This is a genomic window from Sphingorhabdus sp. EL138 (genome assembly GCF_945882965.1).
In the GTDB taxonomy this organism is placed as follows: domain Bacteria; phylum Pseudomonadota; class Alphaproteobacteria; order Sphingomonadales; family Sphingomonadaceae; genus Sphingorhabdus_B.
Window position 1 is genome coordinate 1 of the sequence record NZ_CAMCWY010000006.1, and the last position, 16,210, is coordinate 16,210.

19 protein-coding genes are annotated in these 16,210 nt (G+C 55.3%); 17 read left to right on the forward strand and 2 right to left on the reverse strand.

The window, feature by feature from the left end:
• Positions 1-178: 178 nt before the first annotated feature.
• Both Q0N43_RS03790 and Q0N43_RS03795 read right to left on the reverse strand, forming a co-directional pair.
• Positions 179-493 carry a cell division protein ZapA gene (locus Q0N43_RS03790; RefSeq protein WP_295442763.1) on the reverse strand — a complete coding sequence of 105 codons (315 nt, stop codon included), beginning with the start codon at positions 491-493 and terminating at the stop codon, positions 179-181.
• Positions 493-678 (reverse strand): hypothetical protein, encoded by a 186-nt coding sequence (locus Q0N43_RS03795; protein WP_295442765.1) that lies wholly within the window; start codon positions 676-678, stop codon positions 493-495. Before Q0N43_RS03795 ends, Q0N43_RS03790 begins: the two co-directional genes overlap by 1 nt.
• 220 nt (positions 679-898) lie before the next feature.
• On the opposite strand from Q0N43_RS03795, the gene tkt reads away from it, so the two are divergent.
• From tkt to nuoG, 17 genes are all read left to right on the forward strand, one after another.
• Positions 899-2,857, forward strand: coding sequence for a transketolase (tkt, locus tag Q0N43_RS03800; RefSeq protein WP_295442767.1), 1,959 nt, complete (start codon positions 899-901; stop codon positions 2,855-2,857).
• Between the two features lie 11 nt (positions 2,858-2,868).
• Positions 2,869-3,876, forward strand: coding sequence for a type I glyceraldehyde-3-phosphate dehydrogenase (gap, locus tag Q0N43_RS03805; RefSeq protein ID WP_295442769.1), 1,008 nt, complete (start codon positions 2,869-2,871; stop codon positions 3,874-3,876).
• 10 nt (positions 3,877-3,886) lie between these two features.
• Positions 3,887-5,083 carry a phosphoglycerate kinase gene (locus tag Q0N43_RS03810; protein ID WP_295442771.1) on the forward strand — a complete coding sequence of 399 codons (1,197 nt, stop codon included), beginning with the start codon at positions 3,887-3,889 and terminating at the stop codon, positions 5,081-5,083.
• A gap of 75 nt (positions 5,084-5,158) precedes the next feature.
• Positions 5,159-6,046: a fructose bisphosphate aldolase gene (locus Q0N43_RS03815; protein WP_295442773.1), complete on the forward strand. Its 888-nt coding sequence runs from the start codon at positions 5,159-5,161 to the stop codon at positions 6,044-6,046.
• 63 nt (positions 6,047-6,109) lie between these two features.
• Positions 6,110-6,733 (forward strand): thiamine phosphate synthase, encoded by a 624-nt coding sequence (gene thiE, locus Q0N43_RS03820; RefSeq protein WP_295442774.1) that lies wholly within the window; start codon positions 6,110-6,112, stop codon positions 6,731-6,733.
• 81 nt (positions 6,734-6,814) lie between these two features.
• Positions 6,815-7,378: an elongation factor P gene (gene efp, locus Q0N43_RS03825; RefSeq protein WP_295442776.1), complete on the forward strand. Its 564-nt coding sequence runs from the start codon at positions 6,815-6,817 to the stop codon at positions 7,376-7,378.
• Positions 7,378-8,196, forward strand: coding sequence for an inositol monophosphatase family protein (locus Q0N43_RS03830; protein WP_295442778.1), 819 nt, complete (start codon positions 7,378-7,380; stop codon positions 8,194-8,196). Before efp ends, Q0N43_RS03830 begins: the two co-directional genes overlap by 1 nt.
• Positions 8,197-8,298: 102 nt before the next feature.
• Positions 8,299-8,673, forward strand: coding sequence for an NADH-quinone oxidoreductase subunit A (gene ndhC, locus Q0N43_RS03835; protein ID WP_295442781.1), 375 nt, complete (start codon positions 8,299-8,301; stop codon positions 8,671-8,673).
• Positions 8,664-9,200, forward strand: a complete 537-nt coding sequence (locus tag Q0N43_RS03840) for an NADH-quinone oxidoreductase subunit B family protein (RefSeq protein ID WP_295442784.1) — start codon at positions 8,664-8,666, stop codon at positions 9,198-9,200. Before ndhC ends, Q0N43_RS03840 begins: the two co-directional genes overlap by 10 nt.
• On the forward strand, positions 9,197-9,949 hold the full coding sequence (locus Q0N43_RS03845) for an NADH-quinone oxidoreductase subunit C (RefSeq protein ID WP_295442788.1): 753 nt from the start codon (positions 9,197-9,199) through the stop codon (positions 9,947-9,949). The genes Q0N43_RS03840 and Q0N43_RS03845 overlap by 4 nt, the downstream gene beginning before the upstream one ends.
• Positions 9,946-11,157 carry an NADH-quinone oxidoreductase subunit D gene (locus tag Q0N43_RS03850; RefSeq protein ID WP_295442791.1) on the forward strand — a complete coding sequence of 404 codons (1,212 nt, stop codon included), beginning with the start codon at positions 9,946-9,948 and terminating at the stop codon, positions 11,155-11,157. Before Q0N43_RS03845 ends, Q0N43_RS03850 begins: the two co-directional genes overlap by 4 nt.
• On the forward strand, positions 11,157-11,336 hold the full coding sequence (locus Q0N43_RS03855) for a hypothetical protein (protein ID WP_295442793.1): 180 nt from the start codon (positions 11,157-11,159) through the stop codon (positions 11,334-11,336). Before Q0N43_RS03850 ends, Q0N43_RS03855 begins: the two co-directional genes overlap by 1 nt.
• 63 nt (positions 11,337-11,399) lie before the next feature.
• Positions 11,400-11,735, forward strand: coding sequence for a nuclear transport factor 2 family protein (locus Q0N43_RS03860; protein WP_295442795.1), 336 nt, complete (start codon positions 11,400-11,402; stop codon positions 11,733-11,735).
• A gap of 171 nt (positions 11,736-11,906) precedes the next feature.
• The gene (locus tag Q0N43_RS03865) at positions 11,907-12,575 is read left to right on the forward strand and encodes an NAD(P)H-dependent oxidoreductase subunit E (protein WP_295442798.1); all 669 of its coding nucleotides are present in this window, start codon (positions 11,907-11,909) and stop codon (positions 12,573-12,575) included.
• A gap of 145 nt (positions 12,576-12,720) precedes the next feature.
• Positions 12,721-12,858 carry a hypothetical protein gene (locus tag Q0N43_RS03870; protein ID WP_295442801.1) on the forward strand — a complete coding sequence of 46 codons (138 nt, stop codon included), beginning with the start codon at positions 12,721-12,723 and terminating at the stop codon, positions 12,856-12,858.
• On the forward strand, positions 12,858-14,153 hold the full coding sequence (gene nuoF / locus Q0N43_RS03875; protein ID WP_295442804.1) for an NADH-quinone oxidoreductase subunit NuoF: 1,296 nt from the start codon (positions 12,858-12,860) through the stop codon (positions 14,151-14,153). The genes Q0N43_RS03870 and nuoF overlap by 1 nt, the downstream gene beginning before the upstream one ends.
• Positions 14,154-14,155: 2 nt before the next feature.
• Positions 14,156-16,156 (forward strand): NADH-quinone oxidoreductase subunit NuoG, encoded by a 2,001-nt coding sequence (gene nuoG / locus Q0N43_RS03880; RefSeq protein ID WP_295442807.1) that lies wholly within the window; start codon positions 14,156-14,158, stop codon positions 16,154-16,156.
• Positions 16,157-16,210 lie beyond the last annotated feature (54 nt).

Below are 16,210 nucleotides of genomic sequence, written 5' to 3' on the forward strand. Positions count from 1 at the left end.
CGTTTCCCGGAATATCCTCTGACGCCAGGACGTCAGGTGGGCACCGTGTGATCTGGACCTTAAGGTTTCCCAAACGGCCCAGGCAGGGACAGCTCCCTTAGATAGATAATCGCCTCAGGGATGTTCTCATCAGTTCGTGCCGGACAGTACCGCCAAAAAACAATATAAGCCACTTACGTTAATTCTCAAGCCTTAGCGCCAGATTTTCCAGCCGGCTCGCAAGCCTCTCTAATATATCGCAGGATTGCAGCATTGCGGCGGAAGGTCCCGCAGTTTCGGCGGGCGTTGTACGACCTGCGTCATGCAGCTTGTCGGCGAGTAGCAGCGCAGAAAACAGGAGCGCGCGCGTTTCTGTCAGGCCACGGGCGCCGCCAGCTGCTTCAAGCGCAGTGGCGTCCACCAAAGCGCCCAGTTGCAGCAGGCGCTGCTCTTCACCGGCGTTACACGCAACGAAATAGTCGCGACCAGCGATGGATAATTTAACGTCGGGCATCAGCGCGCATCCGCCAGTATCTTGTCCAAATCTTGAATGGCCATAAGCGTTTCAGATTTTAGCTTCTCATGCCGCTCGGCAAGGCCATTATCGCCAGTTGGCGCAGGTGCGATTGCCGATTTTTCGATGCGCGACAGGGCACGCTCTATCCGGCCGATTGCCACAATAAATCGTTGTTCTATCATGGGTTAGTTTCCTTTGCTGAGGAGTCTTAGCAGAGACTATGCCGTATGCAAATGTGTGAACGCGATTATAAGCACAAATTCATGGGGAAAAGCGCCCTCGCTCACTTGACGCTTTGCGCTTGCATCCGCAAGGGTTCGCTCCAACGATTCGGCGGTGCCACACACAACAATGTGCTCCGCCACCCGCTCCCGGCCGGGAGTAACCAGTGGGGAAAAGAACATGACCGTTAGTGACCAGCAAATGGCCAATGCAATTCGGGCACTGGCCATGGATGCTGTGCAGGCCGCGAATAGCGGTCATCCCGGAATGCCAATGGGCATGGCCGATGTCGCAACGGTGCTATATTCGAAATTTCTAAAATTCGACCCAAAAGCGCCCGATTGGGCCGACCGTGACCGGTTTGTTTTGTCCGCAGGCCATGGTTCGATGTTCGCTTATGCGTCCTTATATCTGACTGGCTATGCCAGCCCGACTATCGACGATATTCGTAATTTCCGTCAATTGGGTAGCCCATGTGCGGGGCATCCTGAAAACTTCCTGCTCGATGGCATTGAATGCACCACCGGTCCATTGGGGCAGGGTTTTGCTATGGCCGTCGGGATGGCCATTGCGGAACGGCATTTGAATGCGCGCTTTGGCGATGATCTGGTCGATCACCGTACTTGGGTTGTGGCTGGCGACGGGTGCCTGATGGAGGGCATTAACCATGAAGCCGTTGGTCTGGCCGGACATCTTGGGTTGGGACGTTTGATTGTGTTCTGGGACGACAACCGCATCACCATCGATGGTTCGACCGACCTTTCCACCAGCGAAGACATTGCAGGACGGTATAGCGCCAGCGGCTGGCATGTTGAGGCTTGTGATGGACATGATTTCAATGACATAGAGCGCGCAATTAAGACGGCTTTAGCCGACAACCGGCCCTCATTAATTGCCTGCCGGACTTTGATCGGCAAGGGATCACCAAATAAAGAAGGCACGAAAGCGCCGCATGGCAGCCCGCTTGGCGCAGATGAAATCATTGTGACGCGCGCTGCTCTTGATTGGCCTTATCCTGCATTCGAAGTACCCGACGACATTCTTGGGGCATGGCGTGCAACGGGCGAAGCAGGCGCAGCCGCGCATGCGGATTGGAAATCTAGGTTCGCCGCATCCGCCAAGAACAGTGCGTTTACGGCGGCCATGGCGGGCGAACTAAATAATGCATGGCTGAAGCCGCATCTCGATAGCTTGATTGCGGCACCGCAAAAGATTGCCACGCGAAAGGCATCCGAAATCGCGCTGACGGCTGCTACGGCTGCAATATCGGAATTATTGGGTGGGTCTGCGGATTTAACGGGCTCCAACTTTACCCGCACGGTGTACACCAACACATTGGATAAAAAAGACTATTCGGGCCGCTATGTCAATTACGGTATTCGTGAATTTGGGATGGCTGCGGCGATGAACGGCATGGCGCTGCATGGCGGCATCATACCGTATGGCGGTACATTCCTGATTTTTTCGGACTATTGCCGTGCAGCCATTCGGCTGTCCGCTTTGCAAGAAACGCGTGTCATTTACGTCATGACGCACGACTCCATCGGTGTTGGCGAAGACGGCCCGACGCATCAGCCCATTGAGCAGATTATGTCGATGCGGCTGATCCCCAATTTGGATGTGTATCGGCCATGTGACGTGATTGAGACCGCCGAATGTTGGGCGCTGGCGATTGAAAGCGCATCTACGCCCTCGGTGCTGGCGCTTTCGCGGCAAAATCTACCGCAACTGCGCACGGACATTAGCGAGAATTTTTCCGCCAAGGGGGCTTATAAATTGCTCGCGGCCACCGCGGCACGCAAGGTCATCCTTGTTGCAACGGGTTCTGAAGTGGAGATTGCTACTGTGGTGGCGGACAAGCTCGAAGCACAAGGCATTGGCGCAGACGTGGTCTCGATGCCAAGCTGGGAGAGGTTTGACGCACAGCCGGCGGCTTATAAATCGGAACTTCTTCCAACCGATACGCTGCGCGTTTCCATTGAGGCGGGCACAACCATAGGGTGGGAGCGTTATGTCGGCGACGGCCTTCGGTTCGGTATCGATAGCTTTGGCGCTTCTGCACCCATTGATGCGCTTTACGAGTATTTTGGCCTGACGGCTGACAAGATTACCCCGCAAATTGTCGCCCGCTTGGGCTGATAGGAGCAGTTATGACAGTGAAAGTAGCAATTAACGGTTTTGGTCGTATCGGCCGTTTGGTCGCCCGCGCGATTTTGGAACGCGATGACCATGATCTGGAACTGGTCGCGATTAACGATCTTGCACCTGCCAAGGCAAACGCCCTGTTGTTCAAACGTGACAGCGTCCACGGGGCCTTCCCCGGCACGGTTGAGGCCGATGGCAATGACATCATCGTCAATGGTAAGCGGATTCATGTGACGGCAGAACGTGACCCGGCCAATTTGCCGCATGCGGCCAACGGCGTCGATATTGCGCTAGAATGCACCGGTTTCTTTACAGACCGCGTCAGCGCCGAAAAGCATCTTGCGGCAGGCGCAAAGCGCGTCCTGATCTCCGCGCCCGGTAAAAATGTGGACAAGACGGTTGTTTTTGGCGTCAACCATAACGTGCTGAGCGCTGCCGATATTATCGTGTCAAACGCAAGCTGCACCACCAACTGCTTAGCACCAATGGCAAAGGTCCTGAACGACGCCATTGGTATTGAGCGCGGATTGATGACCACGATCCATAGCTACACCAATGATCAAAAGATACTCGACCAAATCCACGATGACATGCGCCGTGCGCGTGCTGCGGGCATGTCGATGATCCCGACAACGACTGGCGCTGCGCGCGCTGTTGGCGAAGTTATGCCAGAGCTGAAGGGCAAGCTGGATGGTTCTGCGATCCGCGTGCCTACGCCCAATGTCAGCATCGTCGACCTGACCTTCACGCCAAAGCGCGATACCAGCGTTGAAGAAGTCAACGCATTGTTGAAAGCAGCATCCATAGGCGCTTTGCAGGGCGTGTTGGCCTATTCGGATGAGCCCTTGGTCTCAATTGACTATAATCATTGTCCCGCAAGTTCGACGATCGACAGCTTGGAAACAGCCGTGATCGACGGCAAGCTTGTGCGTGTGTTGAGCTGGTATGACAATGAATGGGGTTTCTCCAATCGCATGGTTGATACCGCCGGTGTCATGGGCAAGTTTCTGTAAGGATCAATAAATGGCATTCCGCTCGCTCGACGACCTCGGCGATATCAAGGGCAAGCGTGCTTTGGTTCGCGTTGACCTGAACGTCCCCATGGCTGACGGGCGTGTGACGGAAGAAGCGCGCATGCGTGCGTTGTTGCCGACGGTGCTGGAACTGGCGGATAAGGGAGCCAAGGTCCTGCTGCTTGCACATTTCGGGCGACCCAATGGCGCGAAGCATAGCGAAATGTCGGTGTCGATGGTGCTCGACTCCTTGCAAGAAGTGCTTGGCCGCGAGATCATGTTTGTCCCAGAAATAGCGGGCGACGTTGTTGCGCAATCTGTTGGTATATTGGCCGATGGTGATGTCGCGCTCCTCGAAAACACCCGGTTTTGGCCGGGCGAGGAAGCGAATGACCCTGAACTCGCACGCGCCGTTGCCGCCAACGGCGATTTCTATGTAAACGATGCCTTTTCTGCGGCGCACCGTGCGCATATGTCCACCGAAGGCCTTGCGCATGTCCTGCCAGCTTATGCTGGTCGTGCCATGGAGGCCGAGTTGAAGGCGCTTCAGGCTGCCTTGGGCGCACCTGAACATCCTGTCGCCGCTGTCGTTGGCGGAGCAAAGGTTTCCACTAAGCTCGACGTTCTGAACCATCTGGTCAAGCAGGTTGACCATTTGATTATCGGCGGCGGTATGGCCAATACATTTTTGGCTGCGCGCGGTGTCAATGTCAGGAAATCCTTGTGCGAGCATGATCTGGCAGATCAAGCCAATGCGATTATGGATGCGGCGGATGTCGCAGGCTGCACGGTCCATCTCCCCTATGATGTCGTGACGTCAGTCGAATTCCGAGCAAACCCGCCAATCCGGACGGTCAATGTGCATGAAGTGGCGGCGGATGAAATGATTTTAGACGTGGGGCCTGCCGCGGTTGAGGCATTGGCCGATGTTTTGAAAAACTGCCGCACTTTGGTGTGGAATGGCCCATTGGGTGCTTTCGAGATTGAACCTTTTGACGCTGCAACGGTGTCATTGGCGCGGACGGCGGCTGCCCTGACCCGGGAAGGGTCGCTGGTGTCGGTTGCAGGGGGTGGCGACACCGTTGCCGCACTGGCCCATGCGGGCGTGACTGAAGATTTTACCTATGTTTCGACCGCAGGCGGCGCTTTCCTCGAATGGATGGAAGGCAAGCCGCTTCCGGGCGTCGATGCTTTGAATATCGCTTAAACCTGCGGTGCAATGCCCCGTTTTTTTCAATTGCCCATGCATACGTATGCAAGACCATATTATAGGATGCCAACAATGAATTACGCCGAAATGCTTGCAAAAGTGTCCACTGCCTCGGGCTTTATTGCTGCACTCGATCAGAGCGGCGGTTCAACTCCCAAGGCGCTCAAGGGATATGGCATAGAGGAAGATGCCTACACGACCGAAGAAGAGATGTTTGGCCTCATCCACAACATGCGTGCGCGGATCATTACCGCACCCAGCTTTTCCGGCGAGAAAGTATTGGGCGCGATATTGTTCGAACGCACCATGGACGGCGAAGCAGGCGGCAAGCCCGTGCCGACAGCATTGCAAGACCGCGGCGTTGTGCCTTTCCTTAAGGTAGACAAGGGGCTGGAGGACGAAGTGAACGGTGTTCAGTTGATGAAGCCAATGCCAGGTCTGGATGCGTTGCTTCAACGCGCCAAGGCCAAGGGCGTGTTTGGCACAAAAAAGCGCTCCGTCATCAACCAAGCGTCGCCATCGGGCATTGCCGCGATCGTAAAGCAACAATTTGATGTGGCCGAGCAAATCCTCGCTGCTGGATTGATGCCGATAATCGAGCCTGAGGTGAACATCAAAAGTGCTGATCGCGCGCACAGCGACATCATCTTGCGTGATGAAATTTTCAAAGCGCTAGAAACCGTATCGGCTGACCACAAGGTCATGTTGAAACTATCGATTCCCGCAGAGGCAGGGACGTTTGACGCGCTCATCAATCACCCACGCGTGCTGCGCGTTGTCGCGCTTTCTGGTGGCTATGCCCGTCCGGAGGCTTGCGCTGAACTTGCCAAGAATAGCGGCATGATCGCCAGCTTCTCCCGCGCTTTATTGGAAGATTTGCGTCACCAGATGACGGCTGAGGAATTTGATGCCGCGCTTGCCAGCGCCATTGACGAAATCCACGCAGCATCCGCGACCTAGGGTCAGGACCGCTTATGCGAAAGATGTTTGCCGCCGGCCTAAAGCCCCGCTAATGAGCGCGGCATGAAAGAATCTGCCTGCCAATTATACTTGATCTCACCGCTGGACGTAGGCGGCGATTTTCCCGCCCGGCTTGAGGCTGCCTTATCCGCTGGCCCCGTTGCCGCGTTCCAGTTTCGGGTCAAAGAATTGGATCAGCATGAGGCGGCGGCCCTTGCAGAGCCATTGCAGGCCATTTGCGCTGCGTATGACGTTGCGTTCATCGTGAATGACAGCGTTGCTTTGGCCAAGCGGTTAAAAGCCGACGGCGTGCATATGGGGCAGGGCGATGGCGACGTTCGTGAGGCGCGGGAAATGCTTGGTAGTAACGCACAGATTGGCGTTACCTGTCACAACAGCCGTCATCTGGCGATGGAGGCAGCGGAGGCCGGGGCCGATTATGTGGCCTTTGGCGCTTTTTATCCCACGGTTACGAAGACGGTGGAACATGTCGCTGAACTCGACACATTACAGAAATGGTCTTTTGTAACGGAGGTCCCCTGCGTTGCCATTGGCGGCATTACATCAGACAATGCCAAGCCATTAATCGATGCAGGCGCGGATTTCATAGCGGTGAGCAGCGCGGTGTGGAACCATCCGCAGGGTCCCGCCGAAGCAGTCAAGGCGTTTAACGCATTGCTTGCCTAATTGCGCCGTCATCGTTAATGCCCGCGTCCATCGGCACGTTTTTGCGTGTCTGCTCTTTCCATCTGTCAAGCGAGTGCACTCATGAAAATCAACGCGGTTGAAATCAAGCCGGGTAACATATTGGAATATGAAGGCGGCCTGTGGCGTGTCGTAAAGACCGCGCACACCCAACCGGGTAAAGGCGGCGCGTATATGCAAGTTGAGCTCAAAAACCTCCGCGACGGCCGCAAGAACAATATCCGTTTCCGTTCGGCCGAAAGCGTCGAAAAAGTGCGCCTTGACCAGAAAGATTTTCAGTTTCTCTATGCCGAGGGCGATAATCTGGTGTTCATGGACACGGAAACCTATGATCAAGTGACTTTGCCAACCGATCTTCTGGGTGACGCTTCGGCTTTCCTTCAGGACGGCATGGACGTTGTCATGGAAATGTATGATGACGAAGCGCTCTCAGTCGCTTTGCCGGATCAGATTGAGGCTACGATTGTCGAAGCAGACGCTGTTGTAAAAGGCCAGACGGCGTCATCAAGCTATAAGCCTGCAATCCTCGACAATGGCGTGCGTGTAATGGTGCCGCCGTTCATCAGCGCAGGTACGCGGATTGTGGTCGATGTTTACGAACGGGAATATGTCCGGAAGGCTGACTAATGCCAGCATTAACCGGTCTTTTGACCATCATGGAAAAAGCAGCCCGTAAAGCGGGCGGCAAGCTTCGCCGCGATTTTGGTGAAATTGAACATTTGCAGGTGTCTCAAAAGGGGCCTGCTGACTTCGTATCAAAAGCCGACGAGCGCGCCGAAGATACGATTTTCCGTGAACTTGAAATCGCACGTCCCGATTGGGGCTTTCTAATGGAAGAAGGCGGCGAGATTGCAGGGGCGGAGGGTAAACCACGCTTTATCGTCGATCCGCTCGACGGCACGAGCAACTTCCTACATGGCATTCCGCATTTCGCGATTTCGATTGCCGTACAAGATCCAAAGCCGGATGGTTCGGGCTGGGGCGATATTTTTGCGGGCCTGGTATACAACCCGATCACCGACGAAAGCTTCTGGGCCGAACGTGGCAAGGGGGCTTGGCTTGGCAACCGCCGTTTGCGGGTATCTGCGCGCCGTCAGTTGAACGAAGCCCTTATTGCGACGGGCACGCCTTACAAAGGCCATGGCGATTTTGAAGAATGGACCAAGATTTTTGAGGCCATTGGGCCTTCGGTTTCGGGCATTCGGCGTTTTGGCGCAGCGAGCCTTGATCTCGCTTGGTTGGCCGCTGGCCGCTACGATGGTTTCTGGGAAAGTGCCTTATCTCCGTGGGATACGGCGGCTGGATGCCTGCTTGTGCGCGAGGCGGGTGGCTTTGTAACCGACTATCGTGGACGCAGTCCGCACATTGCAGATGTTCAGGTTTTGGCCGCTAACGACATTTTGCACAGCAAGCTGCATAAGCTGTTGGTCGGCGCCATAAAATAAACGACGAAAATGGCACAAAAAATGACGAGTCTTGGCCTTGCAGGTCAGCACTCTTCTGCCTAAAAGCGCCGCAACTTACGGGGTTTCGGAAACGAGTCTGATATGACTGATTTGTCGCAATATTTGCCTATACTGCTTTTCCTCGTGGTGGCGCTTGCGTTGTCGTCGGCCTTTGTGTTTCTGCCGATAGGTGTTTCGCGATTAACGGGCACGCACAAGCCCACAGAGGCAAAGCTCACTGAATATGAGTGCGGCTTTCCTGCGTTCGAAGATTCGCGCAGCCAGTTTGACGTTCGCTTCTACCTCGTTGCGATTTTGTTTATCATTTTCGACCTTGAAGCTGCCTTTTTGTTTCCATGGGCGGTCAGTCTGGGTGAAACAGGCTGGATTGGTTGGGGCACCATGATGCTGTTCCTGTTCGAATTGGTTATTGGATTTATCTATGCATGGAAAGTGGGAGCACTCGAATGGGAGTAATCGCGCCATCACACTCTGACGTGCAAGCGCCGGATGCTGCGTTTTTCAAGGATATTGAAAGCGAAGTGAACGACAAGGGCTTTGTCGTGTCTTCGGCCGAAGACCTGTTTAATTGGGCGCGGACCGGGTCATTGTGGCCAATGACTTTTGGGCTTGCTTGCTGCGCAGTTGAAATGATTCACGGTTACATGCCGCGCTATGACTTTGAACGTTTTGGTATCGCACCGCGCGCGTCCCCGCGTCAGTCCGACGTGATGATCGTCGCCGGCACGCTTTGCAATAAAATGGCACCTGCGTTGCGCAAGGTTTACGACCAGATGTCTGAACCCAAATATGTCATTTCCATGGGTAGCTGCGCCAATGGCGGCGGCTATTATCATTACAGCTACAGCGTGGTGCGCGGTTGCGACCGCATTGTGCCAGTTGATATTTACGTACCCGGATGCCCGCCAACTGCCGAAGCGTTGCTATACGGTATTATGCAGTTGCAGCGTAAAATCCGCCGGACAGGGACCATCGAACGGTGACCCATTCTGCGCCCCTTATCCAAACGCCCGATGGCACGATAGAAGCTATCTCATATACGCTTGGTAAGCATATGGTTTCTATTGAAGAAGCCAATGGTGAAGTTGCCGTGCACATTCACCGTGATGCGTTGGGTGAGTGTATGTTCAAACTGCGCGACCATTGTGCGTATCAGCAGTTGATGGAAATTGCAGGCGTTGACTGGCCCGATCGCGAGCCACGGTTTGAGATTGTCTATTGCCTTTTGAGCCTGACTAAAAACCACCGTATTCGCGTGCATCTGACCACGAATGAAGATCAGCCTGTGCCTTCGGTCACCAGCATTTGGCCCGTTGCTGGATGGTTGGAGCGCGAAGTGTTCGACATGTATGGCGTGTTATTCTCCGGCAACGCAGATTTGCGGCGCATTTTGACCGATTATGGTTTTTCGGGACACCCGCAGCGCAAGGACTTTCCATTGTCGGGCTATGTTGAGCTGCGCTATTCCGAAGAGGAAAAGCGCGTGAAATATGAACCCGCGCAATTGGCGCAGGATTTCCGCAATTTCGACTTTCTTAGCCCCTGGGAAGGCGCGGATTATGTCCTGCCGGGCGATGAGAAAACTGGCGAGGGCGCTGGCAACGACGCGCCTCCGCCGGCTACGCCCAAAACAAGCGATACCGCGGCGCAGACGGGCGCGGGTAAGGCAACGAATACAGAAGCGGTGAAGCGCAGCGTGCATAAACCAAAGTCGACGGGAGACAAAGCATGACCATGCAACAAGACCTCGCGCCGACCACTGGCGATGAAGTCATTCAGAATTACACGATCAACTTTGGCCCACAGCATCCCGCAGCGCACGGTGTTTTGCGTCTGGTGATGGAACTGGACGGTGAAATTGTCGAGCGGCTTGACCCGCATATCGGCCTTTTGCACCGTGGCACCGAGAAACTGATCGAATATAAAACCTATTTGCAGGCTTTGCCTTATTTCGATCGGTTGGATTACGCCTCGCCAATGGCGATGGAATATAGCTATGTGCTCGCGATTGAGAAATTGTTGGACCTCGAAGTGCCACTTCGGGCGCAATATCTGCGCGTATTGTTCGCAGAACTGACGCGGATCAAGAACCACACGTTGAACATTGCGCACCATATTATCGATGTTGGCGCGATGACGCCGCCCTTGTGGCTCTATGAAATCCGCGAAGACATTATGGGCTTTTATGAACGGGCGAGCGGCGCACGGATGCATGCCGCATGGTTCCGGCCCGGCGGCGTGCATCAGGATGTGCCGTTGAAGCTTTTAACCGACATTGCCGATTGGCTCGATGACCGCATGCCCAGCTTATTTGAGGACGCGATGTCGCTGGTGGTCGACAACCGCATTTTCAAACAACGCAATGTCGATATCGCGATTGTTTCAAAGGAAGACGCGATCAAATGGGGCTTTTCCGGCCCGATGATCCGTGGCGCTGGCATCCCTTGGGATATCCGCAAGAGCCAGCCTTATGATGTTTATGACCGGATGGAGTTTGACATTCCCGTCGGCACACGCGGTGACTGCTACGACCGGTTCATGGTCCGCGTCGAAGAGGTGCGCCAATCGATCTGCATCATGAAGCAATGCCTACAGAACATGCCCGAAGGTCCGGTATGCACCGACGACCGCAAGGTCGCACCGCCCAAGCGCGCCGAAATGAAGCAATCGATGGAAGCATTGATCCATCACTTCAAATTGTACACCGAAGGCTTCAAAGTGCCCGCAGGCAGCGTCTATGTCGCCACCGAAAGCCCCAAGGGCGAGTTCGGAGTGTATCTGGTCGCCGACGGTAGCAACAAGCCTTATCGCTGCAAAATCCGGCCAACAGCCTTTTCGCACCTTCAAGCGATGGATTTCATGACTCGTGGGCATATGCTTGCTGACACGACCGCAATCTTGGGCGCGCTCGACATCGTGTTTGGGGAGTGTGACAGGTGATGACACGCGAGCTTATGTTTTTGGCATTGGCGGCGTTTGGTTCGGTCGCATTGGTCGCGGCCTATCTCTATTTGTTTCATGCCGAGGTGTCGGCAAAGGAAGTGGGTTCGACCGCAGCGGCGATGATGTTTGGCGCATATTTGGGGCGCGTTTGGGGACGGAAAGAAGCGCATGGCTGACCCGCATTGTCTTGAAAATGTAAAAGGCACAGCTCTGTCGCTGTCACTTGGAGCTTTCGCGTCATGAGCGCGCGCCTGGCTATCGCGCAGCAGATGATCGCGCACTACAATGCGCAAGATGCGGACGCATATGTGGCCTTGATGACCGATGATGCCGCCGAGGCGGGATATCGTGGGGCCGTTGTACGCGACGGGAAAGAGGGCGTTTGTACGGGATTGAAAGCAATGTTCGCTGAATTTCCGGAAAATAGAGCCGAAATATTGGCGGGCTATGCCTTGGGCGATTTCGCGGTTTTGCACGAAAAAGTGTATCGTTCAGCGTCGTCCGAGCCCTTTGAAGTCATGACGATTTACAGTTTTGAAGGCGACAAAGTCAGTCGCGTGGAGTTTGTGCGATGACAAATCCTCCGCTCTCTTCATTCGGCACCCTGAACTTGTTTAAGGGTCCATCGTGCAGCCAATCCGGCGCGTGCAGTGAACAAACTGAATCGGAAACATTGCGTTCGATTTCAAAAATTGAGCGTGCGGATAAATGGACCCTGAAACAAGTTCAGGGTGACGGAGTGTGTGATGGCTGATTCAGCAGCAATTCCCAACGAAGCCGAAACCAGTTCCAAATGGGGCAGCTTTGCTTTTGCGCCGGAATATAAGGCAAAGGCCGATATGTACATCGGCCGCTATCCTGCCGGACGGCAACAATCGGCCGTGATGGCGTTGCTTGACTTGGCGCAGCGTCAGGTTGGCGAAGAAACACAGACGCAAGGCTGGTTGCCAGTGCCGGTGATCGAATATGTCTCTGGCTATCTCGGCATGCCGTATATGCGCACTTACGAAGTCGCGACCTTCTACACGATGTACAATCTCGCGCCCGTTGGCCGCTATCATGTGCAAGTGTGCGGAACGACGCCGTGCATGTTGCGCGGGTCGGATGATATCATCGCGGCGTGCAAGAGCCGTGGACTATTGAAAGGTGCGACAACGCCTGACGGCATGTTCACGCTGACCGAAGTGGAGTGCATGGGCAATTGCGCGTCTGCACCTATGGTTCAGATCAACGACGATAATTACGAAGATCTCGACCATAGCAGCATGACCGCAATCCTCAAAGGCTTGGCCGAGGGTAAGCAGCCGAAGGTCGGCACCCAGTTGCCGGGCCGTCACACGGTAGAACCTTATGGCGGCGCAACGACCTTGCATGCCATGGTGGACAAGAACCATGACTATCGGGGGGAATATTGATGCTCGCCTTTGCCGCATCGAACTCCGTCGCCCCAGCGCAGGCTGGGGCCCATTACGTCTATCATGCACGGACGACGCGCGAGATAGGCACCAGCCTTCGCTGGTGCGACGTGGCGTGTTTTTGTGAGACGGGGAGATTGCGCTAATGGAATTTCTCTCCCTCATCGGCATTCTTATCGCCGCGTTCGTCGCGTGGAAATTGCTCAAGGGCATTATTAAGCTGGCCGTTATTGGCCTGCTGATCGCCGGGGCAGCTTGGTTTTTTATTGGAGGTTTGGGCTAATGCTCGCTGACAAAGACCGCATCTTCACCAACCTTTATGGCTATCAGGAATTCGCCCTGAAAGCGGCGCAGGCGCGTGGCGATTGGGACAAGACCGTTGACCTGATGAAGGTCGGACAGGATGCGATTATTGAGGAAGTGAAGGCGTCGGGCCTGCGCGGTCGCGGTGGTGCGGGCTTCCCGACGGGGATGAAGTGGAGCTTCATGCCCAAGGCACCAACGCCCGAGCGGCCCAACTTTCTCGTTATCAACGCCGATGAATCCGAGCCTGGTAGCTGCAAGGATCGCGAGATTATCCGTCATGACCCGCATAAGCTGATTGAAGGCGCGCTGATCGCTGGCTTTGCCATGCGCGCGCGTGCCGCCTATATCTATATTCGCGGCGAGTATATTTTCGAGGCAAAGGTGCTGGAAAACGCAGTAGCCGAGGCATATTCGGCGGGACTACTCGGCAAGAACGCCGCAAAATCAGGCTATGACTTTGACGTCTTCGTCCATCGCGGCGCGGGCGCCTATATTTGCGGCGAAGAAACCGCGATGATCGAAAGCCTTGAGGGCAAAAAAGGCCAGCCACGCCTGAAGCCACCATTTCCGGCAGGGGCAGGACTATATGGTTGCCCTACGACCGTGAACAATGTCGAAAGCATTGCGGTCGTGCCAACGATCCTACGGCGGGGCGCGGCTTGGTTCAAAAGCTTTGGTCGCGAGAATAACCATGGCACGAAGCTGTTCCAAATCTCAGGCCATGTGGAAAGGCCATGCGTTGTCGAAGAAGAAATGGGCATCCCGTTCTTCGAGCTGATTGAAAAGCATTGCGGCGGCGTGCGCGGTGGATGGGACAATCTCCTCGCCGTCATTCCGGGCGGTTCGTCAGTACCATTGGTTCCTGCCGCGATGATGATGGACGTGCCGATGGATTTCGACGGCTGCAAGGCTGTTGGCTCCGGCCTCGGCACTGCGGCAATTATTGTGATGGACAAGTCTACCGATATCGTTCGTGCGATTTCGCGATTGAGCTATTTCTATAAGCATGAAAGCTGTGGTCAATGTACGCCATGCCGCGAAGGCACTGGCTGGATGTGGCGCGTCATGGAAAAGATGCGCACGGGCAATGCAGAGATTGGCGACATTGATACCTTGTATGATGTCACCAAGCAAGTCGAAGGCCATACGATATGCGCGCTCGGCGACGCGGCGGCTTGGCCAATTCAGGGCCTGATCAAGCATTTCCGCCCAGAGATGGAGCGGCGCATTCATGAAGCCAAGGGCGACAATATGTTGGAGGCGACGGAGTAAACATGCCTAAAGTCACCGTAGACGGCCTCGAAATCGAAGTCCCGCAGGGCGCAACCGTCCTTCAGGCGTGTGAGATGGCGGGGAAGGAAATTCCGCGTTTTTGCTATCATGAACGGCTGTCCATTGCGGGCAATTGCCGCATGTGCCTAGTTGAGGTTGCCCCCGGGCCGCCAAAGCCGCAGGCGTCTTGTGCGTTGCCCGCTACCGAGGGCCAGATCATTCGCACCGATACGCTGATGGTGAAAAAGGCGCGTGAGGGGGTGATGGAGTTTTTGCTTATCAACCACCCGCTAGATTGCCCGATTTGCGACCAAGGCGGCGAATGCGATTTGCAGGATCAGAGCGTTGCTTTTGGTCGGGGTGCTTCGCGTTTTGAGGAAAACAAACGCGCGGTTACCGAGAAATATATGGGGCCGCTCGTCAAAACGGTGATGACGCGCTGCATTCAGTGCACCCGCTGCGTCCGTTTTGCGCAAGAAGTCGCAGGAATTGAGGAGGTGGGCGCGATTGGTCGCGGCGAGAATTTGCAGATTACGACCTACCTCGAGCACGCCATGCAAAGCGAGCTTTCGGGCAATGTTGTTGATCTTTGCCCTGTCGGTGCGCTGACGTCGAAGCCATATGCGTTCGAAGCGCGTCCATGGGAATTGAAGAAGACGCCAAGCATCGACGTCATGGACGCGGTTGGCACCAACATCCGCCTCGATAGCCGGGGCAGGGCCGTATTTCGGGCGCTGCCACGCATCAATGATGACGTGAACGAAGAATGGGCGTCCGACAAAACGCGCCATGCGGTTGATGGCCTCACACATCGGCGTTTGGACAAGCCTTATATCCGCAAAGACGCAAAGCTTGTCGCGGCAAGCTGGGCCGAGGCGTTTGACGCGATCAAGGCGCATTGGACGGGCGAAGCGGCGGTCGTCGCCGGTGATCAGGTCGATTGCGAAACCATGTTTGCCGCGCGCGAGCTTGCTGGCGCGTCGACGTTGGAGGGCCGCCAGACGGGCCTTGCCTATGACACATCCTCGCTGTCGGCAGTGAATTTCAACACCACCATCGCTGGCATTGAAAATGCGGACGTGATCCTATTGGTCGGCAGCGATTTGCGGCGTGAGGCACCATTGGTGAACACACGCATTCAAAAGGCTATGCGCAAGTGTGGGGCAAAGGTGTTTGCCATCGGTCCCGTCACGAACCTGACCTATCAGGTTGAGTGGCTCGGCGATGACCTAAGCGCGCTGACCAAATTGCCTAAGCTATTATCTGATGCGCTGAAGTCGGCTGAACGTCCGGCGATTATCGTTGGCGGTGGCGCGTTGCGTTATGAAGGCGTCCACGGCGCGGCGTTGGCGTTGGCCAACAAGTATAAGCTGGTGCGTTATGGCTGGAACGGGTTTAACGTTCTGCACTTTGCAGCCGCGCGGATGGGCGGGTTGATGCTCGGTTTTGCGCATGATGGGGGCATTAAGGCGTTGGCGGCGAAGAAGCCTAAGCTGGCATTCTTCCTTGGCGCGGACGAGGCCGATTATGGCCTGTTTGCCGAAAGTTTCAAAGTTTACGTCGGCCACCATGGCGACAATGGCGCGCATCATGCCGACGTGATTTTGCCGGGTGCTGCTTATTCCGAAAAATCTGGTACCTATGTGAACTTGGAAGGCCGCGTGCAGCGCGGCGAGCGTGCGGTATTCCCGCCCGGCGATGCGCGCGAAGATTGGGCCATATTCCGCGCTTTGTCCGATGTTCTGGGCAAGCGCCTGCCATTTGACAGTCTCGACGCCCTGCGCGCTGAAATGGCGAAGGCAGTGCCTGCTTTGGGTGTTGAAGGGCTGGCGGATTATGGTTGGTCAGAACCATCTCTGCCATCCGATGTGACTGGCAAAATCGTTGATTATCCGATTAAGGATTTCTACCTGACGAACGCCATTTGCCGCGCGTCCGAAACGATGCAGAAATGCTCGGCGGAACTGGTGCATTGCACACAATTTTTGGAGGCGGCGGAATGACGCTCAACCTCAGAACACACAGCTACGTCGCTCCAGCGCAGGCTGGAGCCTATC

Coding starts and splice junctions, on each gene's coding strand:
- Q0N43_RS03795 (WP_295442765.1), bottom strand. CDS start 678: ATGATAGAACAACGATTTATTGTGGCAATCGGCCGGATAGAGCGTGCC.
- nuoF (WP_295442804.1), top strand. CDS start 12,858: ATGCTCGCTGACAAAGACCGCATCTTCACCAACCTTTATGGCTATCAG.
- gap (WP_295442769.1), top strand. CDS start 2,869: ATGACAGTGAAAGTAGCAATTAACGGTTTTGGTCGTATCGGCCGTTTG.
- Q0N43_RS03810 (WP_295442771.1), top strand. CDS start 3,887: ATGGCATTCCGCTCGCTCGACGACCTCGGCGATATCAAGGGCAAGCGT.
- tkt (WP_295442767.1), top strand. CDS start 899: ATGACCGTTAGTGACCAGCAAATGGCCAATGCAATTCGGGCACTGGCC.
- Q0N43_RS03850 (WP_295442791.1), top strand. CDS start 9,946: ATGACCATGCAACAAGACCTCGCGCCGACCACTGGCGATGAAGTCATT.
- Q0N43_RS03860 (WP_295442795.1), top strand. CDS start 11,400: ATGAGCGCGCGCCTGGCTATCGCGCAGCAGATGATCGCGCACTACAAT.
- Q0N43_RS03790 (WP_295442763.1), bottom strand. CDS start 493: ATGCCCGACGTTAAATTATCCATCGCTGGTCGCGACTATTTCGTTGCG.
- thiE (WP_295442774.1), top strand. CDS start 6,110: ATGAAAGAATCTGCCTGCCAATTATACTTGATCTCACCGCTGGACGTA.
- Q0N43_RS03840 (WP_295442784.1), top strand. CDS start 8,664: ATGGGAGTAATCGCGCCATCACACTCTGACGTGCAAGCGCCGGATGCT.
- Q0N43_RS03865 (WP_295442798.1), top strand. CDS start 11,907: ATGGCTGATTCAGCAGCAATTCCCAACGAAGCCGAAACCAGTTCCAAA.
- Q0N43_RS03830 (WP_295442778.1), top strand. CDS start 7,378: ATGCCAGCATTAACCGGTCTTTTGACCATCATGGAAAAAGCAGCCCGT.
- ndhC (WP_295442781.1), top strand. CDS start 8,299: ATGACTGATTTGTCGCAATATTTGCCTATACTGCTTTTCCTCGTGGTG.
- Q0N43_RS03855 (WP_295442793.1), top strand. CDS start 11,157: ATGACACGCGAGCTTATGTTTTTGGCATTGGCGGCGTTTGGTTCGGTC.
- Q0N43_RS03815 (WP_295442773.1), top strand. CDS start 5,159: ATGAATTACGCCGAAATGCTTGCAAAAGTGTCCACTGCCTCGGGCTTT.
- Q0N43_RS03870 (WP_295442801.1), top strand. CDS start 12,721: ATGGAATTTCTCTCCCTCATCGGCATTCTTATCGCCGCGTTCGTCGCG.
- efp (WP_295442776.1), top strand. CDS start 6,815: ATGAAAATCAACGCGGTTGAAATCAAGCCGGGTAACATATTGGAATAT.
- nuoG (WP_295442807.1), top strand. CDS start 14,156: ATGCCTAAAGTCACCGTAGACGGCCTCGAAATCGAAGTCCCGCAGGGC.